Consider the following 26,999-nt stretch of genomic DNA (forward strand, 5'->3'; position numbering starts at 1 on the left):
CCACCGTAGCCGGGGATCGGAGAAAATACCAAGCACCCTTAGTATCTATCTCAGTGCTGGGTGGAGTGCAGCCCGTCGAACGCCATGGTGATCACGTCGTCGGCGAGCCGTTCGGGGGAGAGGGAGCCGCCCGGCTTGTACCATTCCACGATCGAGTTGATCATGCCGAACAGCAGCCTGGTGACGGTCCGCGGATCGATGTCCTGGCGCAGCGAGCCTTCGTCGCGGGCTGCGGAGATCAGTGCGGCCACCTTGTGGTCGAAGGTGCGCCGACGCTCCAGGGCGTCCCGCTCGATCTCCGTGTTCCCGCGCAGCCGCAGGAGCAGCGTGACGAACGGCAGCCGGTCCACCAGGACGGCCACGGTCTGCCGGAGCACGAACTCCAGGCGGGCATCGGCCGCGCCGGACGTGGCGGCAGGCTCTTCCAGGATGGCCTCAAGTCCGCCGAGGGCGTGCTCCAGGGCGAGCTTCAGGAGGTCGCCCTTGGACGGCACGTGGTGGTAGATGGCGGACTTGGAGATGCCCAGGTTGTCCGCAAGGATGCCCATGGACGTTGCGTCGTAGCCATGACGGTTGAAGACGTCGACGGCGATGCGCAGCACCGACTGCTGGTCGTATCCGGGGCGGCCGCGCTTGGCTGTGCTGGCTGTATCAGTGCTGCTGGGCATAGTGGCTAGTTTCTCATGAACGGTCGGTCGGGTGGCGCAGCCCGGAGCCTGCGCCACCGCTGGATGACTACGCCTTAGGGCGCAGGTCGTAGATGCGCCGCAGCTTGCCGTTGGAACGCTCCAGCGAGCCCGGCTCCACTACGTCGACTGCGCACGAAGAACCCACGTGGATCTTGATCTGCTCCTTCAAGGCGCGCGCCGCCGTCGTGCACTGCTCAACGGTGACGCTTTCCCGGCGCTCGATCTTCACCGTCATCTGGTCCATCCGCTGGCCCTCGGGCCGGGTGAGCTCCAGCTGGAAGTGCGGGCTGAGCTCGGGGATGCGGAGCGCAATTTCCTCGATCTGGGACGGGAACACATTCACGCCACGGAGGATGATCATGTCGTCGCTGCGGCCGGTGATGCGTCCCATCCGGCGGTGGGCGGGGCGGGCCGTGCCGGGGAGCAGGCGGGTGAGGTCCTTGGTGCGGTACCGGATGATGGGCAGCGCTTCCTTGGTGAGGGACGTGAACACCAGTTCGCCGTGCTCGCCGTCGCGCAGGACGTTTTCCTTGCCCACCTCCGGGTTGAAGGCGTCGATGATTTCGGGGCGGAAGTGGTCCTCCCAGATGTGGCTGCCGTCCTGGGTCTCCACGGCCTCGCCGGCCACACCGGGTCCCATGACCTCGGAGAGCCCGTAGATGTCGCAGGCCTTGATGTTCATGGTGACCTCAAGTTCGTGCCGCATTTCCTCGGTCCACGGCTCGGCGCCCAGCACCGCGTACTTCAGCGAGGTGGAGGCGGGGTCGATGCCCATGTGCGCCATGGCGTCCGCGATGGTGAGCAGGTACGTGGGGGTGGCCAGGATGGCGTCCGGCTTGAAGTCCTGGATCAGCTGGATCTGCCGTTCGGTCTGCCCGCCGGAGATGGGGATGACGGTGCAGCCGAGTGCTTCGGCGCCGGCGTGGGCGCCCAGGCCGCCGGTGAACAGGCCATACCCGTAGGCGTTGTGGACCTTCATGCCCGGGCGGATGCCGGAGGCGCGGAAGCTGCGGGCCACCAGCTTTGCCCAGTCCGCCAGGTCCTTCTTGGTGTACCCGACCACCGTGGGCCGGCCCGTGGTGCCCGAGCTGGCGTGGACGCGGGCTACTTCATGCTGCGGGACGGCGAACATGCCGAACGGGTATTCCTCGCGGAGGTCGTCCTTGGTGGTGAAGGGGAAGTTGCCCAGGTCGCTGAGTTCCCGGAGGTCGTTCGGGTGGATGCCGGCGTCATCGAACTTGCGCTTGTACAGGGGCACGCGCTCGTAGGCGTAGGCCACGGTGTGCTGCAGGCGGCTGAGTTGCAGGGCCTCGAGCTCGTCGCGGGACATGGTCTCCTCGCGGTCCAGGATGACGTTAGTGCCTGCGGCCGTTGCTGCGGCAGCGGCGGGGGTTTCGGGGGCATGCAGGGTCATGATTTTCCTACTTCTTGGGGATGGTGCGGCTGCGTCCGCGGAACTCGGCAATGAGCTCGCCGGGCTGGGCTGAACTGGGCTGGACTGAATTGGGCTGGACTGGGCCTGGCAGGGCCTGTGCGGGCTGGCCTGTTGGGGAGGGTGCAGCATCCGTGGCGAATATCTGGATGTCGTACAGGCCGCTGCGTCCGGCGCTGGAGCGGCGGTCCGCCACTGCGGTCAGCACCTGGCCGCGGAACGCCGGCTTGAGGAAATTGATGTCGACGCCGGAGGCCACGGTGATGCTGTTTTCCTCGCCGGGTGCCTGGACGGCGGGGTTGCAGGCGAGGGCGAACGCGGTGTCCCCGAAGGCGAAGATCATTCCGCCGTGGGCCATGCCGAAGCCGTTGAGCATTTCCTGCCGGAGGGTCATCCGGATGGTTGCGTGGCCGTCGCTGATGGCGAGGACTTCGATGCCCATCCACTCGGAGGCATAGTCGTTCTCCAGGATCTGGTGTGTGGGCCCGGAAAGGGTGGTTTCAGCCATGCGTCATTGCCTCCAGCTTTATTTACCGAATGTTCATTAGGTAATCCCATGGAGGGGTCCGGTGTCAAGGGCCGGGCGTCCACGGCCGGCCGTTCCTGCCCACTTGCTCCGGCGGGATCGTGCGCCGCAGCCGGGACACGCCGTCGTGCCCGGCGCGCCGGTCAGGGTGCGGAGAAGCAACCGGGCTGGAACGTACGACGGCGGCACGCACCGGCCGCCGCCGGCCCGCCTGATGCGCGGTCCCACCGCCCCCGTGCCCGCCGCCACAACATCCCGTGCCCATCACCACAGGCCCGGCAGGCTCCCACGCTGCCGAAAGCCCGTGCCGAAGTGCAAGGATGGAGTAACCGGCACCAGCACAGCAAAGGGCGGACCATGGCCAAAGGCATCTACGTCAGCGCAACCACCCCCGGATCGGGCAAGTCACTTGTGGCCCTGGGTCTGGCGGACACCCTCCACCGGCATGCGGACAGGATCGGCTTCTTCAAGCCCGTGGTCCATGGCCCGGACGCTACGGCCGATCCGATGGTCGCGCTGATGAAGTCCCGTTTCGCGCTGGAGGACGAGCGCTGCCGGGGAGGCCTCACCCATGAGGAAGTCCGGTCCCTGCTGGCCGAGGGAAACCGGGCCGAGATCGACGCCCGCTGCGTGGAGATCTTCGCCGAGATCTCGCGGCATTGCGATGTGGTGATCGTGGAGGGAACGGACCTGGTGGGCCAGGACTCCGCCGTCGAATTCGACCTCAATGCCCGCTTGGCCAACAACCTGGCCGCCCCCATCGTGGCGGTGGTGGGCGCCAAGGGGCGGACCGTCGCCGAGGCTGCGTCCGCCGTCGAAGTTGCCCGGAAGGAACTCGCCGCTGAAAGGTGCTCCCTGCTGGCCATCATGGTGAACCGGGCGGATCCGGCGGACCTGGACGCGATCGCCGCCGCCGTGAAGCCTGGCGCCTCCAAGCGGCCCGTGTACATCCTGCCCGAGCTGGAGGCGATCGCACGGCCCACCACCGGCGAGGTTGCCGCGGCGCTGGGCGTCCGCCAGATCGCCGGGCGGCCGGACATGGAACGCGACGTCAAGGACATCAAGGTGGCCGCCATGAACGTGGGCAACTTCCTGAACGTGCTGGACGAGGGCGCCCTGGTGATCGTCCCCGGCGACCGGGCCGATGTGATGGTGGCGTGCCTGGCGGCGTCCTTCTCACCGGAGTTCCCGGTGGCCTCCGCGCTCATCCTCACCGGCGGTCTCGCACCGGACGCCAACATCTACCCGCTCCTGGCGCAGGCCCCGTTCCCCGTGTTTGCCGCCACGGAGGACACCTACACCACGGCCCGCCGGGTTTCCGAGGTCCGCAGCGAGATCTGGTCCGGACACCGCCGCAAGGTCGCTTCCGCCCTGGGCCTCTGGTCCCGCCGGGTGGACGAGACCGAACTGATGGAGCGCCTCCACCTGCCCCGGGCGGAGCGGATGACCCCGCTGCGCTTCCTGCATGACCTCATCGAACGTGCCCGGTCGCAGCGCCGGCATGTGGTGCTGCCGGAGGGGACCGACGTGCGTATCCTCCGGGCAGCCGAGATCCTGCACCGCCGTGACGTCTGCGACCTCACCGTGCTCGGCCCCGAATCGGAGGTCCGCGAACTGGCGGCCGCCCGCGGCATCGACCTGTCCGGCATCAACATCGTTGACCCGGCCACCTCCGACCTGCGCCAGAAGTTCGCCGAAAAGTACGCGGAACTGCGGGCGCACAAGGGCGTGGACCTGGCGAAGGCGCTGGAGATCATGCAGGACGTCAGCTACTTCGGCACCATGATGGTCCAGCTCGGCGTGGTGGACGGCATGGTGTCCGGGGCGGCCCACACCACCGCCCACACCATCCGGCCCGCCCTGGAGTTCGTGAAGACGCGCGAGGGCGTCAAGATCGTGTCCTCCGTGTTCCTGATGCTGATGCCGGACCGGGTGCTGGTGTACGGCGACTGCGCCGTGAACCCGGACCCGAACGTAGAGCAGCTGGCGGACATCGCACTGGCGTCGGCGGAAACCGCGGCGCAGTTCGGGGTGGAACCGCGGGTGGCCATGCTCTCCTACTCCACCGGCGGTTCCGGCTCGGGTGAAGCGGTGGACGAGGTGCGGCAGGCCACCGAGCTGGTCCGCCAGCGCCGCCCGGACCTCGCCGTCGAGGGGCCCATCCAGTACGACGCCGCCGTGGACGCCTCCATCGCGGAGTCCAAGATGCCGGGCTCGTCCGTTGCCGGGCAGGCCACGGTGTTCATCTTCCCGGACCTCAACACCGGCAACAACACGTACAAGGCGGTGCAGCAGAGCTCCGGTGCCGTGGCCGTCGGGCCCGTCCTGCAGGGGCTGCGGAAGCCGGTCAACGACCTCTCCCGCGGCTGCACCGTGGAGGACATCGTCAACACCGTGGCCATCACGGCCATCCAGGCACAGGCCCCCGCTTCCTAGGGCAGGGCCAGGGCCCAAACAAGCCAGCACAAAGGGCGACGGCGGCACCCTCCGTGGGTGCCGCCGTCGCCCTTTGTATTCAGGTGCTTAACGCTGCGTCAGCTGTTGTCCGGCTTCGCCATGCTGGCCGGGTCCTCCTGCTTGGCAGGCTCATCGGACAGTCCCTGCGGGGTGAGGTCCAGGTCCTCGGTGTTCTCCGGGGCTTCGGGTGCCTCGCCGGTTTCCTCAGCTTTCACGGCGCCGGTGTCGTCCAGGGCAGGGTTGGCGCCTTCCACCACAGTGGGGTCCTTCTTCCCGGAACCGGAACCGGAACCGGAACCGGAACCGGACCCGGAACCGGCATCCGAATCCGCCTGCGGATGCAGGGGCGCGGTGCTGCTGGATCCCGTGTGGGTGGGGTCGTTCTCGTCGATCGAATTCGGCTCGTTCGTCATGGAAGTGTCCTCTCGGGCGTGGTCCAGCTCGTGTGCCGACTCTAGGCCCCCGCCTCGCCTGTCCGCAAGAAACCCGTGCCCCGGCCCGCCTATAGTGGGGTTTGAACCGCAGAAGCAAGGCTCAGGAGGCCCCACATGCTCGTGCTCGTCATCAACTCCGGCTCGTCCTCGCTCAAGTACCAGGTGCGCGACGTCGCCGCCGGGACCGTCCTGACCGAGGGGCTGATCGAGAAGATCGGCATGGGCAACGGTGGTGACGGGGACGGCGAAATCGAGGGCCCGCGGGACCACGCCGAGGCGCTGGAGCAGGTGGATGCCGCCATCCACCAGGAACTTGGCGGCCTGGAGCTGGCCGCGGTGGGCCACCGGGTGGTGCACGGCGGGGAGCGCTTCGCGGAGCCCGTGCTGATCGATAACGAGATCACCCGCGCCATCGAGCGCCTGAACCCGCTGGCGCCGCTGCACAACCCCGCCAACGTCCTGGGGATCCGGGCCATCACCAGGAAGTGGCCGGACATGCCCCAGGTTGCCGTGTTCGACACCGCGTTCCACCGCACGCTGCCCGAGCACGCCTGGCGCTACGCCGTCCCGGACGAGCTCTACACCAACCACGGCATCCGCCGCTACGGCTTCCACGGCACCTCGCACGAGTACGTGACCGGCCGCGCCGCCGCGCTGCTGGACCTGCCCGTTGAAGAGTTCGACGGCGTCATCGCCCACCTGGGCAACGGCGCCTCCGTCACGGCCATCCGCGGCGGCAACTCCGTGGACACCTCCATGGGCTTCACGCCGCTCGAGGGCCTGGTGATGGGGACCCGCTCGGGCGACCTGGACCCGTCCATCCTGGTGTTTTTGGGCCGGGCTGGCTGGACCCCGGAGGACCTGGACACCATGCTCAACCGCGAATCCGGGCTGAAGGGCCTGGCCGGCAACAATGACATGCGCTCGGTGGTGGAGGCCTCCGAGTCCGGCGATGCCACGGCTGCCACGGCGCTCGCCGTCGCGTCCTACCGGCTGGCCAAGTACATCGGCGGGTACCACGTGGCCGTGGGCGGGGCGAAGGCCCTCGTGTTCACGGCCGGCATCGGCGAGAACTCCCACCAGTTCCGTGCGCTCGTGGCGGACCGGCTGGGCGCCCTGGGCGTAGAGCTCGACGCCGGCCTGAACGCCGAGCGGTCCAGGGATCCGCGCGTCATTTCCACGGCCGGGTCCGCCATCCCCGTCCTGGTGGTTCCCACCGACGAGGAGCGCGCCATCGCGGAGGCGACGGCCGCCGTCGTCTCCTCATCGGTTGCTCCGTAAGTGCCGTTTTCGGCGCCCAAAACGGCATTATTGGAGCACTCGATGGGGTTCCCGGGACGCTCTCTCACTTAGGGGCGGTTTTCCCGGGACGCTCTCTCACTTGAGGGCGGTTTTCCCGCGACGCTCTCTCACTTGAGGGCGGTTTTCCCGCGACGCTCTCTCACCTACGCCCGGCCCTTGAGGATCAGGTTCCAGTAGACCTGCGGGAAGATGTCCCGGTCCACCACCCAGGACAGCCTGCTCTCGTTCCACGTGGGGACCCGGGGAATGGTGGGCATGGGCCGGTAGCGGTCGTCGAACTCGGCGAACACCACCGTGTCCCGCGACACCGTGAAGGGGCACACCGAGTACCCGTTGTACTTTGCGGGAAGCGGCTTCCCCTTCCGCGCCGCCACCAGGTTCTTGGCCAGAACCTTGGTCTGCTTCCGGAGGGCGCCGCCGGATTTCGAGTTGGTGGTTCCGGCCGCGTCCCCCAGGGACCATACGTTCGGAAACCTGATGTGCCGCAGCGTCTGGCGGTCCACTTCCACAAACCCGCCAGCGTCGCCTGCCGCCGGAAGGTCCGTGGCCTTGAGCCAGTCCGGCGCCGACTGCGGCGGGACAGCGTTCAGCACGTCGTAGTGGATGGTGTCCTCTGCCGCGGTGGAGATGTTCCGGATGACGGCATTCCGGCCGGCCGCGTCCACGGAAACCAGTTCGCTGTTGGTCCGCAGTTCAATGCCGTACTCCGCGATCTTGCGGTCCAGTTCCCGGTCGATCTCGGGCACCCCGAAAACGGTGGGATAGGGCTGGACCATCACTACGCGGATCTGGTCCAGCACGCCCTGTTCACGCCAGTAGTCGCAGGCAAGGTACATGGGCTTCTGGCTGGCGCCGCCGCATTTGATGGGGCCGGCGGGCATGGTGAAGACGGCGGTCCCGGACGTGAGCCCGCTCAGCAGGGTCCAGGCCTTTGGCGCCAGCTCAAACTCGTAATGCGACGCCCCGTGCAGCGAATGCACGGCCTCGGCAAGGCCCGGCACCTCGTCCCAGTCGTACTGCAGGCCGGGGCACACCACCAGCTGCCCGTAGGACACCGAGGAGCCCGAGGCCAGGCTGACGGTGTTGGTGTCCGTGTCCACGCCGACGGCGCCGTCACGGATCCAGGTCACGCCTTGGGGCATCACCGACTCCTGGGAGCGGACGGCCTCCTGGGCCTGGGCCCGGCCGCCGGCAATGTGGGAGAACAGCGGCTGGTAGAGGTGGTGGTCCTTGGGCTCGACGACGGCCACGTCGTTGACCCCGTAGCGTTCCAGGCGGGCCGCCAGGGAAACGCCGGCGTTGCCCCCGCCGATGATCACCACTTCATGCTGCGTGGCCACCGTGCTACTTCTTTTCGGTCAGGGCAGAAGCCTTGTGCGCGGCCCGGGCGCCGGTCTTGGCGGATTCCACCACGTACTGCGGTTCGTCCTCACTGGCCCGGTGCGTGTGTCCGTCCAGCTCAAAGTCGCTGGTCTTCTTCTCAACGATCTTTCCGTGGGTCATGCCCTGCGACGTGTTCCATTCGACGGACGTTCCCTTGCGTAGCGGCATGCCTGCTCCTTTGGTGGGGTCCGGGCCGTAGCGGTCTCCGGCTGGAATACGGGTGCTCCACAATAGTAAGCACGGTTAGCTTCTCCGGGTACTGCCGCCGCATGAAGGTGGGGTGACGACGGCGGGAGGCGGCCGCCGTCGTCACCTCACCGCCGTGCCAGGTAGCGGGTTGCTGCCCCGGCCGTCCTGTTGCACAGGGCCCAGTAGGCCACCCCCGCGGCCAGTGAGCCGGCCACCGCCAGGGGCACGCTGATGCCGGTCAGCAGGGGGTAGGCCAGCCAATGGACCAGGTAGATGTGCATGGAGGCGCTGGCCAGCAGGACTACCAGCCGGCTCATGCTGCGCGGCACCGGGAGGGTGGGCAGCCAGGCGAGCATGAGGATTCCGGCCATCACGGTGAGGTCCCGGGAGGGGTTCTCGAAGAATCCCGGGACGGTGAGGAGCGTCAGCGCGGTGACGGTGCAGCGCTGGGCGAGGGTGCGGGAGCGGGCCACCGCCCACCCCAGGGCGAACAGCCAGAAGGCAGGGACGGTATGGGGCACGCCGGGCTCCACCAGCTCAAAGCGGGTGAGTAGTCCGCCGCCGAACAGGACCAGGGGAAAGACGAACGGGAACCGGCGTTCGGCCCGGTGGAGCCAGGGGAGGGCGAGCAGGGCCGTCATCGCCAGCAGGATGTAGACCATCACCTCGATAAACCAGAAGTGCCACTGCGTGGTCACCTGCTCGGGGCCGAGGACGGCGTTCAGCAGCACGATGTTCACCAGGCCGTACCGGTCCGTGACCAGGTAGGCGAAGGCAATGAACACCATGCTGGGCACCGCGATCCGTGCCACGCTGGTGAGCTGGCGCCGCAGGCGGGGCAGCCTCTCCCCGGAGAGCTGGAAACGGGCAAAGTTGAATCCCGCCGCCGCTAACAATACGTGCGCCATGCCCTGCCAGCTGAAGAGGCCGATGTGGGTGCTGGCAATCAGGAAGATCCCGACGGCGCGGAGGACGAGGCTGGTGTCCATCGGGGCCAGGAGGCGGGCGGTCCACGGGCGGGCCGGCTTTTCGGCCTGGCGCCCGTCCGTAAGCCGATCCGGGTGCCCGTTCTTGTTCCTGTCCGGCCGCGGTTTGAGGTTCCGGACCGGCGTCACGTGCCAGTCCGGCGGCAGATGCCCCAGAACCTGCTCGAGCCGGACTGAGGCGGCCACGAAGGAGAGGGAGTCGCCGCCGAGCGAAACAAACGTGTCGTCGTCGGAAATGTCCGTCAGTTCCAGCGTGTCCTCGAAGATCCGCCTGACCGTGTCCGGCTGGGCGGCGGTGGCCTGCGTTGTTGCGGCACCGGAAGCGTCCGCCATGGGCTCAGCGGCTGTGGCCGGGCGGGGGGACAGTGCCGCCACGGCCGGATAGTCCACTTTCCCCGTGCCCAGGCGGGGGAGCTCCTCCACGGCATGGAGGTCGACGGCGGCCCGCGGCAGTCCCAGCCCCTGGGCCAGGACCTTGGTGAGCAGGTGGGTGTCGTGGTCCCCTTCGACGGCGACGACGAGCCGCTGGTCCGTCCCGGCGCTGGCCGCGTCCACGCCGAGGTCGGCGAGGAGGCGTTCCACCTGGCCCAGGTCCACCCGCAGCCCAACGATCTTGACGAACCGGCTGCGGCGCCCGCGCACCTCGTAGAGTCCGGCACTGTTCTTCCGGGCGAGGTCGCCCGTGCGCAGTTCGGTGACCGTGCGGCCCAGCGCCAGGTCGCCCGGGCTCTCTGCATAGCCCAGCATCACGTTCGGGCCGCTGTACACCAATTCGCCGTCGGCAAGCCCCGGGACGGGCTCGATCCGGAAGGCTCCGCCGGGAACGGGAACACCGATCGCGCCGGGATGGTCGGTTGCCAGGTCCGGCGGCAGGTAGGCCATGCGGGCGGTGGCCTCCGTCTGGCCATACATGACGAACAGGTCCCAGCCCCTCTCCCTGCCCAGTTCGGCGTAGTGCCGTACCGAGTCCGGGGCAAGCCGGCCGCCGGCCTGGGTCACGTAGCGCAGGCTGGGCAGGTCCATGTCCGCGAAGCCCACGCGCTCCAGCAGTTCGAAGGTGTAGGGAACGGCGGCGAAGGCGGTGGCCCCTTCCCGCCGGAACAGCTCCCAGAAGCACGGATCCACCACGGACAGCCCGGTGAGGACCAGGCCTGCGCCACGCAGCAGGTGGCTGTTGATCACTGAGAGCCCATAGCAGTAGGACATGGGCAGCGTGGTGGCGGCGCGGTCGTCCTGGGTGATCTGCAGGTAACTGGCGATGGATTCGGCGTTGGCCTGGAGGTTGGCGTGGGAAAGCCTCACCAGCTTGGGGGAGCCCGTGGACCCTGAGGTGCTGAGGAGCAGGGCAAGGTCCGGATGCAGGGTGTGCCGGGTCCCCGGGCGGCGTTCGTCCAGGACGCACTGCCCGTCGGCCGAGCGCACCACCACATCGGGATCGTAGGCGGCCACCAGGGACTCAAGGGCCGCGGGCTTGTCCTCCGGGAGGAGGATCAGCGGGTGGCCGGAGGCGAGGGCTGCCAAATAGGCGACAACGGATTCGACGTCGTTGGAGGCGGCGAGCGCGATCAGGCGGCGCTCGGTGCCGAGCCTTCGGGCGAAGCTGTCCACCCGGTCGGCGAGTTCGCCGTAGGTGAGGGTCAGTCCGTCGGTGATGATGGCAGGCCTGTTTCCGTAGCTCGAAAGATCGGCAGCGAAAGGTACCCGCGCGAAGTCAAGCTGCGTGGTCATCCGACGATGGTATTAGCTAAGCCTCACCTAAGTAAAAAGCACTGTTATAGACCATTGAGTGGAGAAATAATCGGCTGGCCTAGCCCGGATCTGTTGTGGGGAGCGGTTCCGCAGCAGGGGCAGTGGGACCTTTGCCCGCCGTCGGCTGTGCAGTTTGAACCGGAGTGGACGACGGCGCCGGGCTGGCTCCGCCGGCCGGGGCCGGCGGCGCGGTTGCTGCTTCGGTTCCTGCCGGAGCAGGAGCAGATGCTTCAGCGGCCGGAACAGTTGGCTCCGGGTCTGCCTGCGCGGTGGAGGCTGAAGTCGGGCTGGGCGAGGCCGGCCGGCTGGCGGCCGGACCTGCCGAGGCACTGGGATCGGCCCTGATGATGGCTACGATTTGTTCCTTGTAGGAGGCGAGCGCGGCCTGGATGTCTGACAGTGGAACATTGTGGATGTTCCTGCCGTACGCGGCGATCTCTTCCCACAGGGCTGTCAGTCGGGCCATGCTGTCCTCTTCAAGCGGACCGTCGAGGGTGAGCACGAGCTGGCTGGCCAGCGCATAGGTAAGGCAGTCCAGGCAGTTGTAGTTTGCGGCAGCTGACAGGTTCTCGGGGACGATGACGTCCGCCTGCCCCACAACAAGAACCACCTGGAAACCGACCGCCACTGCCGCGCACCCCGTACAGCTGGCAAAGGCGTAGGCCTCGTTCCGTGCGTCCACCGGTTCGCCGTCCTCAGCCCATACCAGCGCGAAAGCCACGCTGTAGGTGACTGAGCCGTCGCTGGTATTGATGGCAAGGGCCTGGTTGCCGTCCGGCTCAGGCGCGGCAGGCCGGTCGAACGGGAACACCCAGGACGGCGCGGCGGAAGCACCCGCGGCGGATGTGGATGCAGCAGGTTCGGTGCCGGACGGGCCTGCAACGGGAACAAGCACCATGCTCAGTTGGGGATTCTCGCGCGTGGGCGTCGGGGTGCCCGCAGGCCAGAGGGCCACTGTGCGTCCGCCGTGCCCTTCTTTCAGGGCGGTGCCGCCGGCCGGGAGGATCGATGTGGTCGCATCCGCAAGGGTGCCGCGTTCGTAGGGCTGGACGGGCCGGTAGGTTGCGCCGTCGGGCCACCATGCCCAGGCGAGGCCGGCAAGGAGGGCACCCACCACTGTCAATGCAGCGGTACGTTGCACGGCCCTGCCACGGGTCTTCTTCCAGAGCGCGGTGAGCAGCTGGCGTACCAGCCGCAGCAGGATGTACAGCATGCCCAGCATGGGCAGTGCCACGGCAACAATGGCGAGGAAGCGCACTGCGGCCCCGGCCGGGTCTCCTGCCGAAAGGCTTTCTGCCAGCAGGTCCTGCTGCCGGGCGGCGCTGCTCCATGCGGTGGCCAGCAGCCGTGGCAGCGAAATCACCATCATGGCCAGGCTGAACAGCAGCAGGGGCACGGTGACCAGGACCCAAAGCGTCACAACGGCGCGCGCCCACGGTTTGAGGACCTTATTTTCAGGCCGCCCCCAGCGCCATGGAAGCATGCCCAGCAGGACGGGTTTGATGCGCTGGAAAAGATCGGGCACGCCGGTGGCGTCCGCCAGGATGTGGTAGCCGTCGAACCTGACCAGGGGCAGCAACTGCCGGACCATTTGCAGGATCTGAGTCACCACAACCAGCAGCAGTGCGTCGAAGCCGGTGGCCCACCAGAGTCCCATGATTGCGACGGCAACGATGGCGTTGAAGTAGAGGCCGCCGAGGTCCGTCCGGAGACGGCCGCCGCGGCCCAACCGGTAGGAGTCGGTGACATCTGTGAAGAATGCCGGCCAGACCAGGTAGAGGCCCGCGCCCATCGCGCCGGGGATGGCGCCTCCCTTCCGTGCTGCGGCGGCGTGACCGAACTCGTGGAAGCCTGCAGACAGGATGGTGATGGCGAAGATCAGCAGGAGCAGGAGGGGGTTTTCAAAAGCTTCGTGGGTGGCTGACCCCAGTCCCTTCACCATCAGCACCCACCAGCACGCTGCCAGGAAGGCCACGGTAACAGCCGCGACGATCAGGGGGTTGAAGAGGGCCGCGAACGGGGCCGTGATTTTGCCGGTCCGCACCGGATCCGTCACCGTGTAGCGGAAGCGCATGCCCAGCAGCGGATCCGCCTTTTTGACTTCCGGCTGGGATCCGTCGGCCCGCCGGAGCAGGCCAAGCGGCAGCAGCTGCGAATCAATCAGGGTGCGTACGTTGTCAGTGCTGATGAGCCTGCCGGACCCGGCGCTGGCATGCTCCGCAATCTCGGGAAGTCCGCGGATCCCGTCCACGGCTTCCAGCACAAGATAGAGCAGCGGTGTGAGCTGGAGGGTTTGCCCGTCGGCGCGGCGGACCAGGGAGGGCGGCTCCCGGTAGCCTGATCCTTCGGACTCGCCGATCAGTTGGACGCCGTCGGCGAGCCGGGGGACGTGCGGGCGGTGCTCAGCCTCCAGGGCAGGGGACGGCGGCGGGCCCGCCTGGGGGCGCGGCCCGCCACTGGTTTGGGTCATCTGTGCTTACTGTTCGAGGTTGGACTGCTGGTCAGCGGAGGCGTTGGCCTGGCCCTCAATGTGTTGGCTGATGATGGCATCCTGCTCGGCCACGGCGTAGGCCTGGCTGTCGATGGAACCGATGTTCGCGGCCACAGCCGCGTCGATCGGGGCCGCGACGTTCGCATTGGCGGCCACGGCACCGTTGATCGGCGCCGCAATGTCCGCGTCCGCAGCAAAGTCCACGTTGACGTTGAGCAGGTCGCCGTCCAGTGCCGCTGCGGGATCCACAGGCACCGCGCCGACATCGGGCAGGGTTCCATCGGGCAGTGTGTCGTCGGGCAGGGTTCCATCGGGGAGGAGGGCGCCGCCGTCGGCCGTTCCTGTGGTGGTTCCCGCAACCGGGGTTCCGCCGTCCACCGTGCCCGCGCCGGTGTTCTCCGGGGTTCCGCCGTCCACCGTGTCATTGCCCTGGTCGATGGTGCTGTCCTGGGTGGACTCGGCATTCGCATCCGCCACGATGCCCTGCTCAATAACGACGCCCTGATCGGCGAGTGCCTGGGCGTCCGAGCCGTAGGAAAGAATGTTGGCGGAGGCTGCGGCGTCAATCGGTGCTGCGACGTTGGCGTTCGCTGCCACAGCAAGGTCGATGGGCGCTGCCGCGTCGATGCCCAGGTCCAGGTCGGCATTCAAGTCCAGGACAGAGGCAACTTCCTTATCCGGCAGGGCCGTTGCCTGCTCTGACATCAGTTCGTCGTCGGTCAGGGGACGCATTTCCTGTTCCATGCTCACGCAAAACCTCCACATGCGGCGCTGGTTGTCCTGCCCCCAGCGGGCAGCCAGCCAGACAATAGTAAGCCTGATTAGCATTTATGGGTACTGGAGGCGTCATGAGCGTTACCGCTGGTCAGGCCTGTGGGACCGCACGCGCGCGGCTTCATTCGCAGGCGGTGCCGGCCCTTCCGGCAGGGCATTGACACCGGCCTGCCGAAGGTCCACTCTGGCGCTGTGCCTGCCTATCGTGCCGGCAGAGCCGAGCCGGCATCAGGTGCCCTGTGAAGGAGGCTCCCATGCCTGTTGTAGAAGAAAGTGTTGTTGTTGCCCGGCCGCCGCAGGAGGTCTTTGACTTTGTGTCGAAGTTCCAGAACGTCGCGGTCTTCGATTCCTCCGTCACGTCCTCGGAGCAGGTGGGGGACGGCCCTCTGGGCGTCGGAACCCGCGGGCGGGGCACCAGCAAAGTGATGGGCAGGCAGTTCGACTGGACCGTCGAGGTTACCGAGTTCGATCCTCCCCGGCGCATGGTGTCCCGTTCGGTCGAGGGCAAGCTGGATTTCACCATCACCTTTACCCTTGAGTCGGCCGACGGCGGCACCCGCCTCACCCAGCGGATCGACGCTGCCACAGGACTGGGCGGCGTGTTCGGCAAGCTGGCCGACCCGCTCGTTGAACGGGCCCAGGGCCGCACCGTCCGCGCCAACCTCGAAACCCTGGCGGAGTGGCTGGTGGAGCATCCACAGACCTGAGCTGCCAGATTTCCCCATCGATTGCTCCGAAAGCGCCGTTCACAGGGCTCTAAACGGCAGTATTGGAGCAATCGATGGCGTACGCCCGGCCTACTTCAGGCCGGCACCCGGGAGCAGCTCTGTGGCCCCAAGGGAATCGGCGATGAACGCGTAGTCCCAGGCGCGCTCGCGCCACTGCACGTACCGGCCGGAGGCGCCCCCGTGTCCGCCGTCCATTTCGATTTTCATGACGATCGGCTCGGTTCCGGTGGTCTTGTTCCGCAACTCCTGCACCCACTTCGCCGGCTCAACATAAAGGACCCGGGTGTCGTTGAAGGACGTGACGGCGGCAATCTTCGGGTAGGCGGCCGGGCGCACGTTCTCGTAGGGGGAGTAGGACTTCATGTACTCGTAGACACCGGGATCCGTGATGGGGTTGCCCCATTCCTCCCACTCCAGGGCGGACAGCGGCAGCTCCGGGTCCAGGATGCTGGTCAGCGGGTCCACGAACGGCACCTGGGCCACGATGGCGGCGTACTTCTCCGGTGCCATGTTCGCCACGGCACCCATCAGCAGGCCCCCGGCCGAACCGCCCAGGGCAGCGATCCGTGCCGGGTCCACCCAGCCCGAGGCTGCCAGCCAGTCAGTGGCGTCCACGAAGTCGGTGAACGTGTTCTTCTTGGTGAGCTTCTTGCCGTTCTCGTACCAGTGCCGGCCAAGCTCCCCGCCGCCGCGGATGTGGGCGATCACGAACACCACGCCGCGGTCCAGCAGCGAGAGCCGCGCAATGCCGAACCCCGGGTCCATGCTCATCTCGTAGGAGCCGTAGCCGTACACCAGGCCCGCCGCCGTCGAATCCTGCTTCACAGCCTTGTGCCGCAGCACTGACAGCGGGATCCGGGTGCCGTCGGCGGCGGTGGCCCATTCGCGGGTGGCCACGTAGTCGCTGCCGTCGTAGCCGCCGAGGACCGGGCTTTCCTTCCGCAGGAGCAGTTCCCCTGCCGGCACCTCGGGGGTGGGCAGCACAAAGTCATAGATGCGCGACGGCGTGAAGTAGGACGTGTAGCCCAGCCGGATCACGGGTGCCTCGTAGTCCGAGCCGCCCACGCCCGCGGTGTACAGCTCTTCGTCGAAGGCGGGTTCAACCGGTGCTTCCTGCGCCGGAGTACCCAGCCCATGCAGCCCGATGACTTGTACCCGTTCGATGGTGTCCTTGCGGATGGACACGATGAGGTGCGTGGAGGTGACGCCGGCCCCGTTGACGCGGACGTCGTCGGAATGCCCGACGACGGTGACCCAGTCCTGCTCGGACAGCGGCCTGGCGAGCTCGGCCGGGTCCGCCAGGGACACCATGGAATTGATGGCCCCGCGGTTGTGCGTGAGCAAAATACGTTCGCTGGCGGTGCCGTCCGGGCCGGTGAGGAGGAACGGCTCCGCCTCGTAGAGCACCCGGTCGTTGCGGGAGATGACGGTGGTCAGTTCCTGGGCGGGGTCGTCAAAACGGAGCAGGCGCGTCTCGCTGTATTCCGAGCATCCGATGCCCAGCACCAGGTACCGGCGGTCGGAGGAAAGCTCGAAGCCCAGCCACATGGCGGCGTCATCCTCCTGGTAGATGACGACGTCCTCGGCCACGGGCGTTCCCAGAGTGTGCGCCTTCACCTGGTAGGGGCGCCAGGAGTCGTCCACCACGGTGTAGAAAATCCGGGTGCCGTCCGGTGAGAAAGCGACGCCGTAAAAGATGTTCTCGATGACGTCAGGCAGCAGTTCTCCGGTGCGGAGGTCCTTGATGCGGAGGGTGAAACGCTCATCTCCCGAGTTATCCACCGCGTAGGCGTAGAGGTTTCCGTCTACCGTTACCGCCGACCCGCCCACCGAGAAGAACGGCTTGCCCTCGGCCTCGATGTTGCCGTCCAGGAGGACTTCCTCGCCGGGGATCCCGACGCCGGGCTGCACCGCCGGAGGGGTCCAGTCGGCGATCTTGTCCCCGGTGTCCGCGGCCCTGACCCGGCACTGGATGCCGTACTCCTTGCCCTCGGCCGAGCGGCTGAAGTACCACCAGCCGTCCTTGCGGTGCGGCACGGAGAGGTCGGTTTCCTGCGTGCGGCCCTTGATCTCCTGGAAGATGGCCTCCCGCAGCGGCTCCTGGTGGGCGGTGACTGCTTCCTGGTAGGCATTCTCGGCCTTCAGGTGCTCCACAACCTCGGCGGATTCCTTGTCCCGCAGCCACTCGTAGTTGTCCACGAAGGTGTCCCCGTGGTGGAGGCGTTCGGACGGGATCTTCTTGGCCGCCGGCGGGGTGGGAACGGCGGTGGCGGCGGAGTCCTGCAGCGGGGTCTGGGTCATGCCTTCAATATATAGAGCCGCCCCGACAATTATGCCGCCGTTCGCTACCGGGGGATTACACCGCCAACCCCTCTCCCCCCACCCCGGACGCTCTCTCACTTGACGCGGGTTTTCCGCGGACGCTCTCTCACTTGACGCGGGTTTTCCCCAGACGCTCTCTCACCCGAGGACGCTGGTCGGCTTGAGGTGGCAGGCGTATCCTGTTCACGCCAAGGCACATCCGCCCAGCGTGAGAGGGGAAGTTCATGACCATCCCGCCAGTGCACGAGCCCGAGCCGTTCCCGCCGGAACCGGGCCCCACCCAGCCGGATCCGGCCCACCCCGGGCATCCCGGCCCGCCGGCCCCCAATCCGTTCCCTGCACCCGAACCTCCAGGGCCGCTGCCCGTCCCTGACCCCGGTCCCGCACCCCTGCGGCCGGACCCCACCCGGGACTAAGCCGGCGCCGGCGAACATCGCCACATCCCAACCCAAGAGCAGCCAGAAAAGGGGCCTTCCGCACCACGTGGAAGGCTCCTTTTCCCGCCTTCAGACGCGCCTTCCTACACCCAAAAAAGTCCAAAAAATCTCCCGCGAGACGCTTGCGGACCTGCCTCGCCAGTGATAAAAAATCTGTATCAGCCAATACAGATCGGCTGATAGTAAAAAGTGTTGGACCGTCTCTTACGAGGAGGGAAGCCATGTTGATGCGAACCGATCCGTTCCGCGAGCTGGACAGGCTGGCCCAGCAGGTCCTCGGCACCGCAGCGCGTCCGGCAGCTATGCCGATGGACGCATGGCGTGAGGACCAGGAATTTGTAGTCGCCTTTGATCTGCCCGGCGTCGATGTGGATTCAGTGGATCTGGATGTGGAACGGAACGTCCTCACGGTCAAGGCCGAGCGGCCTGATCCTGCGGGCAAGGACACCGAGCTGATCGCCTCCGAGCGGCCGCGCGGCGTGTTTAGCCGCCAGCTGATCCTCGGGGACACCCTGGATGCTGAGAATGTGAAGGCTACGTACGACGCCGGTGTCCTGACACTGCGGATTCCTGTCGCCGAAAAGGCCAAGCCGCGGAAGATCGAAATTGAGACGAAGGGGGCAAAGCAGGAAATCGCCGCCTAGTTTCAACACAGGATCGGGACGTCGGGCACTGATTGTGTACTGCCTCTTCAGGGCGGATGGCCATTCTGAGCACGCCACAGCGCTTCCCGCGCATCGGCAGGTTGCGCCTGAACTTCCCGATACGGTGGCCCCCGGTTTCGGCCGGGGGTCGTCCCATGCCCGGAGTCCTAGGCCCGGTCGAGGCCCCGAATCAGGTGTTGAGCTCCAGCATCAGGGCGGGCAGTTCGTCGGCCAGTTCGCGGGCCAGGAATCCCAGGGGGCCCAGCCTGCTGGCCAGCCGGTCCGCGGCAGCTGCATGGAGGTGTGTTCCCCAGCAGGCCGCCTGCGGTCCCGTGGTTCCCCGGGCCCGGAGGCCGGCGATCGCCCCCGCCAGAACATCCCCGCTGCCGGATGTGCCCAGCCCGCCGTAACCGGTGGTGATTTTCCACAGCTCCGATTCCTCCGGGGCGTCCGGGCCGGACGGGCGGGCTATGAGCCCCTGGCAGCTCACCACGGCCTGGTACCTGTCGGCGATTTCCGCAACATCAGCCGGGAGATCCTTCAGGTCCCGGCCCAGCAGGATCTCCGCCTCCTTGGGGTTGGGCGTGAGGATCAGGCGGCCCTTCCACGGGCCACACCGGTCCGCCACGTTCACCAAGGCACCCAAAGCGAAGGCATCGAGAACGACGGCGGGACCTCCGCCGTCGTTCTTCTCCCCAGCGGTGCTCTCGCGCTCCAAGAGGGCCCGGAGCAGGTCCTCGGCGAGGTCCGGATCGTCCAGGCCCGGGCCGACCAGGATGGCGTCAGCGCTGTCCAGGTACGACGAAATCAGGTCCAGCCCCTCACCCGTGACGGACCCGCTGGAGGTTTCGGGCAGCCCCATGGCCCCGCACTCGGGCAGCGCCACGCCCACCTGCACGGCCACGGATTCCGCCACTGCCAGGGTGAGCTTCCCGGCTCCGGCGCGCAGTGCGGCCGCGCCGGCGAGCAGCGCCGCCCCCGGCGTTGCCCGCGCGCCGCCGATCACCAGGACCGAGCCGCGCGAATACTTGTCCTCCCCGGGCGCCGGCAGCGGCCAGTCGCGCAGCAGCGACGGTGTCACGAGGGTTGGCGCGGCGGAATCACTGGGGGTGGACACTGGAATCCCCTCCGTGTTCGGTGACGGTGACGCCGTGTTCGGCCAGGTGGTCGGCCACATTGAAGCTCTCCAGCGTCCACGGGCCCTCGCCGGCGGGCCGCACGAAGCGCGTGATGGAGGCATTCAGTACCGAGGTGCTGGCCGCCAGGTCCAGGAGCTCCTTCTCGGTCATCCCCTCCAGCACGTACCGGAACAGCATGATCAGGGCGTCGTGGCACACCAGCATCACCCGGTGCCCGCTGCCGAGGTTGTTCAGTTCGTCCAGGACGGAACGCAGCCGGAGGGCCACGTCCGCCCAGGATTCACCGCCTGGCGGCCTGTAGTACATCTTGCCCAGCCACTCGCGGCGCTCGGCCTCCTCCGGGTAGCGCTTCTCCACGCCGAGCCGGGTCAGCCTGTCCAGGATGCCCAGTTCCCGGTCCCGCAGCCGCTCATCCAGCTGGACCTTAACAGGCCAGCCCGCAGCCTCCACCGCGATCTCGGCCGTCTGGAATGCCCTCGCGTAGGGGGAGGAGACCACGGCGTCCGGCCGGAATTCCTCGGCAATGCGGGCCAGAGCCGCGCCCAGAGCCTTGGCCTGTTCCTGGCCGGTGCCCGAAAGGTTGACGTCGGCGTCCCGGGCAGGCACGGCAATAACTTCCGCCCCTGCCATCCGGGCATCGGTGGCAGCCACGTTCCCTTCGCTTTCACCGTGGCGGATCAGCAGCAGTTCCACCGCCCCGGCTTCCTGCACAGCCTCTGTCAGTCCGTCGTCCTTCACAAAGAATCACCCCGTCCGCGTGCCTTGCCGAATGCAGGAACACTACCAGCGGCGTACCCACAGGACAGGGAAAATAACGGACGACGGCGGCTGGCCGGGCAGTGCGGGGCCTACCGCTCCGGCGTCAGCACCTTTGAGAACACCGTGGCACCGTTGGCGTTCCGCAGGCTCACGGTAAAGGACCCGGCATCCAGTTGGACGTGCCCGAAGAACTGGTTCTCGCCGTCGCGCGGTGACTCCCCGGGGAAGCGCCCGGCCTTCGAGAACACCACCTCGGGGCCGAACGTGCCGTCCATGGCGTTCGGGCCGAAAGACCCTGCGGCGATGGGCCCGGCCACGAACTCCCAGAACGGGTCGAAGTCGGTGAACGCCGCCCGCTCGGGGGAGTAGTGGTGCGCGGCGCAGTAGTGCACGTCGGCGGTCAGCCACACAACGTTCTTCACGCGGTTGCGCTTGAAGGCGCTCAGCACCCCGGCAATCTCGAGCTCGCGGCCCAGCGGCGCGCCGGGATCACGGTTGGCCAGGCTTTCCTGGTTCACGGCGCCGTCGGGCACGATAATCCCCAGCGGCAGGTCCGCGGCGATCACCTTCCACGTCGCCTTCGACTTTGAGACCACGCGGATCAGCCAGTCCACCTGCTCCTGGCCCAAAACGTTCGTTGAGTAGGCCTCCTTGCCGTCCGTGTTGGGTGACTTGAAGGTGCGCATGTCCAGGCAGAAGATGTCCAGCTGCGGGCCGCGGCTGATTTTCCGGTAGATGCGGGCGGGCTGGTACTGGCCGGCGTCGTCGAACGTTCCCGGCCGCCAGATCGCTGCGGAATCGGCGATGGGCATGTTCTCCTGCCATGCCTGGCGGCCGCGGGCGGCGAGGGTGTTGACCTCGCGGACGGTGTAGCGGGGATCGTCCAGGATCTCGCCGGGGTACCAGTTGTTGGTGGTCTCGTGGTCGTCCCAGTTGGCGATTACCGGCACGTCGGCGAACATGGCGCGCATATTGGCGTCCATGGAGTTGTACCGGTGCCGGCCGCGGAACTCGGTGAGGGTTTCGGCTACTTTGGACACCTCCTCGGTGACCAGGTTCCGCCACACCTGCCCGTCCTTCTCCACCACGGTTTCGGCCAGCGGACCGTCCGCGTACACGGTGTCGCCGGAGTGGATAAAGAAGTCCGGCCGGGTCTGGTGCATGGCCCGGTAGCCGCGCATGCCGCCGATCTCCTCGTTGATGCCCCAGCCCTGGCCGGCAGTGTCGCCAGTCCACACAAAGCTTTGGGCGGACGACGACGGCGCGTCGCCTCCGTTGCCTGTCCCGCCAGTGCGGCTCCGGCCGTTGTACGTCCCGGCATCCGGAGCCGTGCGGAAGGTGCCGCGCACGCTCTCACCGGCCGCGCCGCCGTCGTCCTCGAAGCTGATGTCCAGCGCGAAGCGGGTGTTGGACGGCAGGTTGCCGTCGTGGATCTTGGCGGTGAAGTCGGACGCCTGGGTGGCACGGGGTCCCCGCATGACGCGCTCGAAGGCGCCGCGGCCGCGCAGCAGTTCGCCGCCGTCGTCAACGGCCCGCAGGATTGCCGTCATCCGCCCGGACCCCGACGCGCGCGACCACAGCACCGCCGAGTCCGACGTGACGTCTCCGGTGGCGATGCCGCTGGGCAGGGTGAGCCGGTTCCGGACCAGCGCGACGCCGGCGGGGGCCTGGCGCGGGGCAGCCTGGACGGTGCCGGCCTGCGCTGCGGCGGGCACGGCGGCCAGTGCGGCGGCGAGGACGGATCCCTTGACGATGGTGCGGCGCGGTACGTCGGCCGGTGAAGTGGAAGTCATGCCCCTCAGGCTGCCGCCGCCGGGCGCACGGACTCTGGCCCTCGGATGAACACGGAGTGCCGGGTGCTTGAACACCCGGGGACACACCTCCGGCATGGACGCATCCCTTACGGAACGGCGAACTCGCCGATCCGGCCCTCCCGCAGCGCTGCTCCCACGGCGTTGATGGCGCCATAATCCGGAAACAGCACGGACTGGCCGGCCACGAACCCGGATCCGGCGGTTGGCAGGGTCATGGTGCCGATGGCGTTGGCGTCCAGGTTCCGCAGGCTGTAGGCCAGGATGGCGGCCTGGACCGGGTCGAAACCCTTGTTCACGGTGAGGCAGCAGGAAGCGAAGTCCACCAGCCCGCGGACGGCGTTGACGTCATTCAGGCCGCCGCCTGTGGTCAGCCGGGCCAGGACGGCCTTGAGCAGGATCTGCTGGTTGCGGACCCGCTGGAAGTCGCCGTCTGCGAAGGCGTACCGCTCGCGGGAAAACTCGAGGGCCGCCTGTCCGTCAAGGTGGTTGACTCCGGGGCCGAAGACGTGGCCGGTGTCGTGCGTGGACTGGAAGGGAATGGGGACGTTGACGTCGATCCCGCCCAGCCCGTCCACCAGAACCTTGAGGCCGCCGAAGTCCAGCATCAGGGTGTGGTCGATGGTGATTCCGAACAGCTGCTGCACCGTCTGGGTGGTCATGTCGATGCCGCCGTACTGCAGGCCGGCGTTGATCTTCGCCCCGCCGAAGCCCGGAATGTCCACCCAGGTATCCCTGTTGATGGACACGATGTACAGGGTCCTGCGGTCGGCCGGGACGTGGACGAGCATCAGGGCGTCCGAGCGCTGGTCCATCGCTTCGCCGGTTGCTGCCGTGTGCGCCGCCGCGTCCTTCGCGTTGCCGCGTATGTCACTGCCGATGACCAGCACGTTCATGGGCGCGGGCGGCAGCTCCGGAATGGGCTCCGGAGGCGGCGGGGGAGCGGGGGCAGGCGGAGGTGCCTCAGAAGGGGTTTCCGAGGGGGACGGTGTCTCAGACGGCGACGGGGACGGCGCTTCGCTTTGCGTTGCGGCGGGCTGGGCCTCGGGGGCGGGACGGTTGAGGCTGAAGACGGCGACGATGGCTACAGCCACCAGGGCGAGCGCCAGCAGCGCCGCGATCCAGCGCCGGCGGCCGTGGGCCACCCAGCTGCCGCCGTGCGGACCGGACGCGGGGGGATCGGTTGGGCCGGTACCTCCGGACCCGGACGAGCCGGACCCGGACGAGCCGGACCCGGACGAACCAGGCCCGGACGAACCGGACCCGGAGGAACCGGATGAATCAGGACCGCCAGGCGTGCTCACGATGTCTCACCTCGTTGTGGGTAGGTGGGATCAGTGTCAGCCCGCAAGGCCCCTGCTGGCTACAAACTTGTCCAAACTGTCATCTGCCAGGGCCCGCGAGAGCCCCGCAATGGCGTTGCGGTCCGGGATCACGATGGACTGGCCGTCCGCCGACGTTCCCGTTCCGAGTGTTGGGAGGGTGAACATCTCCATGTCGTCGGAGCGGACGTTCCGGAGTTCCAGCCCCAGCCGTGCCAGCGTTCCGGCGTTCAGGCCGCTGTCCGCGCTGACGAAGGGTGCCATGGCGCTGATGACGTTGTGGATCTTCACGGGATTGAGGAGCGTGTCCCGGCTGAGGTTCTTCGCTAGCAGTGCCTGCAGGAAGGCCTGCTGGTTGCGCACCCGCTGGTAGTCGCCGTCGGCATAGGCATACCGTTCGCGGACGAAGTCCAGGGCTCCCTTGCCGTCCAGGACCGTGGGCCCCTTGGCGTACTTCTTGCTGCTGTGCGGCGAGACGAACGGCTGGGTGACGTTGACTTCCACACCGCCCAGGGCGTCGGTCATGCCTACGAACCCTTCGAAGTCGATCATGGCCACATGGTCGATCCGCTGGTTGAACAGGGATTCCACCGTCTGCACCATCAGCGGGACCCCGCCGTACGCGAGGGCTGCATTGATCTTGGCTTGGCCGTTGCCCGGGATGTCCACCCACAGGTCCCGCATCAGGGAGACGGTGAAGATCTTCGACCTGTCTGCGGGGACGTGGACCAGCATGAGGGTGTCCGCGCGCTGGTTGGAGTTGCCGCCGGACAATGCCTCTTCCGTGGTGGCGCCGCGGCTGTCGCTGCCCATCACCAGGATGTTCAGCATGCCGTCGGCCACGGCGTTCTGGGTGCCCTCCGCTGTGCCGGTGCCGGGCTGGCTTCCGGCCGGTCCGCCGCCTTCACCGGGTGCTGGCTCTCCCGCCGCCGCTCCTGCCGGCTGGCGCTGGGGCCGGAGAGATTCCGCCGGCCAGGGAGAGTCGATGGTGGTGATCTCGGACTCGTAGATCTGTCCCAGACTGTACAGGTAGGCGCCGAGGGAGGCAGGAACGATGATTGCCACGGCCAGGAGCACCAGCAGGATGGTCCGCAACCGGTGGCGCCTGCCGCGTTTGGCCGGCTCGGGTGCGTCGGCTGGCTGGGTGCTTGGATCGTGCAGCTGGATGCCCATTTGGGAAAATTAGCACCGGCAAAAATTCATTACATCGGGGGAATCCGCAGAAAAACCGCAGAGAAAACCACAGGTTAGATGACGACGGCGGAGGCCGGCTCAGGCGGGAACGTTCAGGCGCGCGTGGCGGAGGATGGAGACGATGGCCGGAGCCAGCTCGTCCTCCATCTGCCGGTACACCTCGGGTGACCGCCGGTAGGGGTCGATGATGTCGTTGTCCCCTGCGTTGGGAGGCAGGGACAAGTGCCGGACCCCCGCAGCCCTCGCTGCCAGGCTCTTCCAGAAGGCGGTGTTGGCAGCCAGCCGGTCGCCGTCGTCGGCCGCTCCTGCAGGAGGCGCGCCCCCGTCCGATGCTGCAGCGCGCTGGTCAAGGACGTCGAGCATGCGGGCGAACTCGCGGATGGTGAAGGTGCGCTTGAGGAGAGAGGCGTCCAGCTGGAGCACTTCGCCGCGGTGTCCGGTGGTCATGGTGAGCACCAGGTCCACGCCGCGCAGGATCGCCGGGGTCAGCTGGCGGGCCGCGAAGTTGTCCGGGTCCCCGCCGAAGGTGCGCACGATGTCCGCTGAGATGGGCTGCATGGGCTCGCCCACCATGGCGCGGGTCCCCGCGCTGGTGACCACGAAACCGCCCGGCACCGCCTGGTCGAGGCCTGCCTGCAGCAGCCTCTCGGCCACCGGAGAGCGGCAGATGTTGCCGGTGCAGACGGTAAGGATTCGTACTGGTGCGGATGTGTCCAAGGGGATTTTCTCTTTCCAGCCGGTGCGCGGACCGTCCGGCCCGCACGTTTCAACTTAACACGCAACACCCACACGCTCTCTCACTTGACGCAGCTTTTCCCGGGACGCTCTCTCACTTGACGCAGCTTTTCCCGGGACGCTCTCTCACTTGACGCAGCGGCACCGCCACGACTACCAATCCGGCGGCGCTGCGCCCACCATGGAAGCAGGCACCGATGCGGAGGAGTGGCACGATGAGTCCACAGGAACAGCTGGAACGCGACTGCGTGATTGCCGGCGGCGGCCCGGCCGGCATGGTGCTCGGCTACCTGCTCGCGGGCGCCGGCCTGAAAGTCACGGTGCTGGAGAAGCACGCGGACTTCCTGCGCGACTTCCGCGGGGACACCGTGCATCCTTCCACTGTCACCCTGCTCGGCGAGCTCGGGCTGCGGGAGAAATTCCTGCAGCTGCCCCTGACCCGCTTGCCCACCCTGGACGCCGTTGTGGAAGGGCAGCGCATCACCATGGCCGACTTCCGCACCCTCCGGGCCCCCGACAACTTCCTGGTCCTGGCCCCGCAGTGGGACTTCCTGAACTTCCTGGCCCGCGAGGCGGCAGCTTTCCCCACCTTCGAGCTGCTCATGGACACGGAGGCCACCGGACTGATCATGGAGCAGGACCAGGTGCGCGGAGTGCGGGTTGAAACGCCCGACGGCGGACGCGAGATCCGTGCGACGCTGACCGTGGCCGCGGACGGGCGGGCGTCCGTGCTGCGCTCGGCGGCAGGGCTGGTTCCGGATGAGTTCGGCGTGCCCATCGACGTGCTGTGGTTCAACCTTCCCAAACCGCCCTCGCCGCCGCCCGTGACCCTCGGGTATATCTCCTCCCGCGGGATGGTCCTCACGCTCGACCGGGGCGACAGGTACCAGTCGGGCATGGCCATCCAGAAAGGCGGACTCGATGAGCTCCGGGCTGCAGGGTTGGCCGCACTCCGTGAACGGCTCACTCGCGCGGCTCCTGTGCTGCAGCCGGTGGTTGGCACCCTGCAGGACTGGGAGCAGGTCAAACTCCTCTCCGTCCAGATCAACCGGCTCCGGCGCTGGTACCGGCCGGGGTTCATGGCGATCGGCGATGCCGCCCACGCAATGTCCCCGGTGTTCGGCGTCGGCGTGAACTTCGCCATCCAGGACGCCGTGGCACTGTTCAACGCCATTTCGGGGGACCTGGCTGCCGGAGCGGCCCCGGTGGAGAAGCTCGCGGCCGTGCAGCGGCGCCGCGAGATGCCGGTGAAAGTCATGCAGCTGATACAGCGCAACGGGCACAAGGCCATCTCCAGGGCAGCCACGGGCCACAGCTTCGCCCCGCGCTGGGTGGTTGTGCTGATCGGGATCGCCTCGCCGCTGCTGCGCCGCTTCACCGCACGGTTTATCGGCGTCGGAATCCGCCCCGAGCATGTGAAACCGGCGGCGGCTGGATCCATGCGATCCAGGCGCCGCCGGCCAGGCGGACCCTCTCTCACTTGACGCAGTCCCCGG

Annotated in this window: 22 protein-coding genes; 6 read left to right on the plus strand and 16 right to left on the minus strand. The window is 67.6% G+C overall.

The features are described from left to right. Positions 1 to 50 precede the first annotated feature (50 nt). The 3 genes from IEX33_RS00805 to IEX33_RS00815 form a co-directional block, all read right to left on the minus strand. A complete protein-coding gene (locus IEX33_RS00805; RefSeq protein ID WP_174177945.1) occupies positions 51 to 668 on the minus strand; it encodes a TetR/AcrR family transcriptional regulator in 618 nt (205 codons plus the stop codon). A 67-nt stretch (positions 669 to 735) separates the two neighbouring features. Beyond that, complete coding sequence (paaK, locus tag IEX33_RS00810; protein WP_188726949.1) at positions 736 to 2,103, minus strand: phenylacetate--CoA ligase PaaK; 1,368 nt, start codon at positions 2,101 to 2,103, stop codon at positions 736 to 738. 7 nt (positions 2,104 to 2,110) lie between these two features. Next, complete coding sequence (locus IEX33_RS00815; RefSeq protein WP_188726951.1) at positions 2,111 to 2,629, minus strand: hotdog fold thioesterase; 519 nt, start codon at positions 2,627 to 2,629, stop codon at positions 2,111 to 2,113. A 375-nt stretch (positions 2,630 to 3,004) separates the two neighbouring features. On the opposite strand from IEX33_RS00815, the gene pta reads away from it, so the two are divergent. Beyond that, a complete protein-coding gene (gene pta / locus IEX33_RS00820; RefSeq protein WP_188726953.1) occupies positions 3,005 to 5,083 on the plus strand; it encodes a phosphate acetyltransferase in 2,079 nt (692 codons plus the stop codon). A 98-nt stretch (positions 5,084 to 5,181) separates the two neighbouring features. On the opposite strand, the gene IEX33_RS00825 is transcribed toward pta, so the two are convergent. Further along, positions 5,182 to 5,517 (minus strand): hypothetical protein, encoded by a 336-nt coding sequence (locus IEX33_RS00825; RefSeq protein ID WP_188726955.1) that lies wholly within the window; start codon positions 5,515 to 5,517, stop codon positions 5,182 to 5,184. Positions 5,518 to 5,652: 135 nt separating this feature from the next. Between IEX33_RS00825 and IEX33_RS00830 the strand changes: the two genes are divergently transcribed. Continuing rightward, positions 5,653 to 6,819 carry an acetate kinase gene (locus IEX33_RS00830; protein ID WP_188726956.1) on the plus strand — a complete coding sequence of 389 codons (1,167 nt, stop codon included), beginning with the start codon at positions 5,653 to 5,655 and terminating at the stop codon, positions 6,817 to 6,819. A 164-nt stretch (positions 6,820 to 6,983) separates the two neighbouring features. Here the strand turns inward: IEX33_RS00830 and IEX33_RS00835 are convergent, their stop codons facing one another. The 5 genes from IEX33_RS00835 to IEX33_RS00855 all read right to left on the minus strand — a co-directional run bounded on the left by IEX33_RS00835 (position 6,984) and on the right by IEX33_RS00855 (position 14,382). Beyond that, positions 6,984 to 8,180 (minus strand): NAD(P)/FAD-dependent oxidoreductase, encoded by a 1,197-nt coding sequence (locus tag IEX33_RS00835; protein ID WP_188726958.1) that lies wholly within the window; start codon positions 8,178 to 8,180, stop codon positions 6,984 to 6,986. Positions 8,181 to 8,184: 4 nt separating this feature from the next. Further along, on the minus strand, positions 8,185 to 8,391 hold the full coding sequence (locus tag IEX33_RS00840) for a hypervirulence associated TUDOR domain-containing protein (RefSeq protein WP_104184611.1): 207 nt from the start codon (positions 8,389 to 8,391) through the stop codon (positions 8,185 to 8,187). Positions 8,392 to 8,537: 146 nt separating this feature from the next. Then, complete coding sequence (locus tag IEX33_RS00845) at positions 8,538 to 11,126, minus strand: AMP-binding protein (RefSeq protein WP_188726960.1); 2,589 nt, start codon at positions 11,124 to 11,126, stop codon at positions 8,538 to 8,540. 79 nt (positions 11,127 to 11,205) lie between these two features. Next, positions 11,206 to 13,617: a M50 family metallopeptidase gene (locus IEX33_RS00850; protein WP_188726963.1), complete on the minus strand. Its 2,412-nt coding sequence runs from the start codon at positions 13,615 to 13,617 to the stop codon at positions 11,206 to 11,208. Positions 13,618 to 13,623: 6 nt separating this feature from the next. After that, positions 13,624 to 14,382, minus strand: a complete 759-nt coding sequence (locus tag IEX33_RS00855; protein WP_188728097.1) for a peptidoglycan-binding protein — start codon at positions 14,380 to 14,382, stop codon at positions 13,624 to 13,626. 284 nt (positions 14,383 to 14,666) lie between these two features. Here IEX33_RS00855 and IEX33_RS00860 point away from each other — a divergent pair, with 284 nt between their 5' ends. Beyond that, positions 14,667 to 15,119, plus strand: coding sequence for an SRPBCC family protein (locus tag IEX33_RS00860; RefSeq protein ID WP_188726965.1), 453 nt, complete (start codon positions 14,667 to 14,669; stop codon positions 15,117 to 15,119). Positions 15,120 to 15,209: 90 nt separating this feature from the next. On the opposite strand, the gene IEX33_RS00865 is transcribed toward IEX33_RS00860, so the two are convergent. Next, positions 15,210 to 17,441, minus strand: coding sequence for a S9 family peptidase (locus IEX33_RS00865; protein ID WP_188726967.1), 2,232 nt, complete (start codon positions 17,439 to 17,441; stop codon positions 15,210 to 15,212). 245 nt (positions 17,442 to 17,686) lie between these two features. Here IEX33_RS00865 and IEX33_RS00870 point away from each other — a divergent pair, with 245 nt between their 5' ends. Both IEX33_RS00870 and IEX33_RS00875 read left to right on the plus strand, forming a co-directional pair. Beyond that, on the plus strand, positions 17,687 to 17,878 hold the full coding sequence (locus tag IEX33_RS00870; protein WP_104184607.1) for a hypothetical protein: 192 nt from the start codon (positions 17,687 to 17,689) through the stop codon (positions 17,876 to 17,878). A 242-nt stretch (positions 17,879 to 18,120) separates the two neighbouring features. Beyond that, a complete protein-coding gene (locus IEX33_RS00875; RefSeq protein WP_104184606.1) occupies positions 18,121 to 18,543 on the plus strand; it encodes an Hsp20/alpha crystallin family protein in 423 nt (140 codons plus the stop codon). A 190-nt stretch (positions 18,544 to 18,733) separates the two neighbouring features. On the opposite strand, the gene IEX33_RS00880 is transcribed toward IEX33_RS00875, so the two are convergent. From IEX33_RS00880 to IEX33_RS00905, 6 genes are all read right to left on the minus strand, one after another. Next, positions 18,734 to 19,660: an NAD(P)H-hydrate dehydratase gene (locus IEX33_RS00880; RefSeq protein WP_188726968.1), complete on the minus strand. Its 927-nt coding sequence runs from the start codon at positions 19,658 to 19,660 to the stop codon at positions 18,734 to 18,736. After that, entirely contained in the window at positions 19,644 to 20,420 is a 777-nt protein-coding gene (locus IEX33_RS00885; RefSeq protein ID WP_188726970.1) for a histidine phosphatase family protein, read from the minus strand. Before IEX33_RS00885 ends, IEX33_RS00880 begins: the two co-directional genes overlap by 17 nt. A gap of 110 nt (positions 20,421 to 20,530) precedes the next feature. Further along, complete coding sequence (locus IEX33_RS00890; RefSeq protein ID WP_188726972.1) at positions 20,531 to 22,234, minus strand: alkaline phosphatase D family protein; 1,704 nt, start codon at positions 22,232 to 22,234, stop codon at positions 20,531 to 20,533. Between the two features lie 107 nt (positions 22,235 to 22,341). After that, complete coding sequence (locus IEX33_RS00895; RefSeq protein WP_229675166.1) at positions 22,342 to 23,556, minus strand: LCP family protein; 1,215 nt, start codon at positions 23,554 to 23,556, stop codon at positions 22,342 to 22,344. Positions 23,557 to 23,592: 36 nt separating this feature from the next. Next, positions 23,593 to 24,747 (minus strand): LCP family protein, encoded by a 1,155-nt coding sequence (locus tag IEX33_RS00900; protein ID WP_188726974.1) that lies wholly within the window; start codon positions 24,745 to 24,747, stop codon positions 23,593 to 23,595. 99 nt (positions 24,748 to 24,846) lie between these two features. Then, positions 24,847 to 25,485, minus strand: coding sequence for an arsenate reductase/protein-tyrosine-phosphatase family protein (locus tag IEX33_RS00905; RefSeq protein WP_188726976.1), 639 nt, complete (start codon positions 25,483 to 25,485; stop codon positions 24,847 to 24,849). Between the two features lie 233 nt (positions 25,486 to 25,718). Here IEX33_RS00905 and IEX33_RS00910 point away from each other — a divergent pair, with 233 nt between their 5' ends. Then, entirely contained in the window at positions 25,719 to 26,987 is a 1,269-nt protein-coding gene (locus IEX33_RS00910) for an FAD-dependent oxidoreductase (RefSeq protein ID WP_188726978.1), read from the plus strand. Positions 26,988 to 26,999: the final 12 nt, after the last annotated feature.

It is taken from the genome of Pseudarthrobacter scleromae (assembly GCF_014644515.1).
GTDB classification, from domain to species: domain Bacteria; phylum Actinomycetota; class Actinomycetes; order Actinomycetales; family Micrococcaceae; genus Arthrobacter; species Arthrobacter scleromae.

Excerpts from the sequence above, each read along its gene's own strand:
- IEX33_RS00865 (WP_188726967.1), bottom strand. The coding sequence starts at position 17,441 with ATGACCCAGACCCCGCTGCAGGACTCCGCCGCCACCGCCGTTCCCACC.
- IEX33_RS00815 (WP_188726951.1), bottom strand. The coding sequence starts at position 2,629 with ATGGCTGAAACCACCCTTTCCGGGCCCACACACCAGATCCTGGAGAAC.
- IEX33_RS00825 (WP_188726955.1), bottom strand. The coding sequence starts at position 5,517 with ATGACGAACGAGCCGAATTCGATCGACGAGAACGACCCCACCCACACG.
- IEX33_RS00890 (WP_188726972.1), bottom strand. The coding sequence starts at position 22,234 with ATGACTTCCACTTCACCGGCCGACGTACCGCGCCGCACCATCGTCAAG.
- IEX33_RS00900 (WP_188726974.1), bottom strand. The coding sequence starts at position 24,747 with ATGGGCATCCAGCTGCACGATCCAAGCACCCAGCCAGCCGACGCACCC.
- pta (WP_188726953.1), top strand. The coding sequence starts at position 3,005 with ATGGCCAAAGGCATCTACGTCAGCGCAACCACCCCCGGATCGGGCAAG.
- IEX33_RS00855 (WP_188728097.1), bottom strand. The coding sequence starts at position 14,382 with ATGGAACAGGAAATGCGTCCCCTGACCGACGACGAACTGATGTCAGAG.
- IEX33_RS00840 (WP_104184611.1), bottom strand. The coding sequence starts at position 8,391 with ATGCCGCTACGCAAGGGAACGTCCGTCGAATGGAACACGTCGCAGGGC.
- IEX33_RS00845 (WP_188726960.1), bottom strand. The coding sequence starts at position 11,126 with ATGACCACGCAGCTTGACTTCGCGCGGGTACCTTTCGCTGCCGATCTT.
- IEX33_RS00830 (WP_188726956.1), top strand. The coding sequence starts at position 5,653 with ATGCTCGTGCTCGTCATCAACTCCGGCTCGTCCTCGCTCAAGTACCAG.
- paaK (WP_188726949.1), bottom strand. The coding sequence starts at position 2,103 with ATGACCCTGCATGCCCCCGAAACCCCCGCCGCTGCCGCAGCAACGGCC.
- IEX33_RS00805 (WP_174177945.1), bottom strand. The coding sequence starts at position 668 with ATGCCCAGCAGCACTGATACAGCCAGCACAGCCAAGCGCGGCCGCCCC.
- IEX33_RS00870 (WP_104184607.1), top strand. The coding sequence starts at position 17,687 with ATGACCATCCCGCCAGTGCACGAGCCCGAGCCGTTCCCGCCGGAACCG.
- IEX33_RS00910 (WP_188726978.1), top strand. The coding sequence starts at position 25,719 with ATGAGTCCACAGGAACAGCTGGAACGCGACTGCGTGATTGCCGGCGGC.
- IEX33_RS00875 (WP_104184606.1), top strand. The coding sequence starts at position 18,121 with ATGTTGATGCGAACCGATCCGTTCCGCGAGCTGGACAGGCTGGCCCAG.
- IEX33_RS00860 (WP_188726965.1), top strand. The coding sequence starts at position 14,667 with ATGCCTGTTGTAGAAGAAAGTGTTGTTGTTGCCCGGCCGCCGCAGGAG.
- IEX33_RS00850 (WP_188726963.1), bottom strand. The coding sequence starts at position 13,617 with ATGACCCAAACCAGTGGCGGGCCGCGCCCCCAGGCGGGCCCGCCGCCG.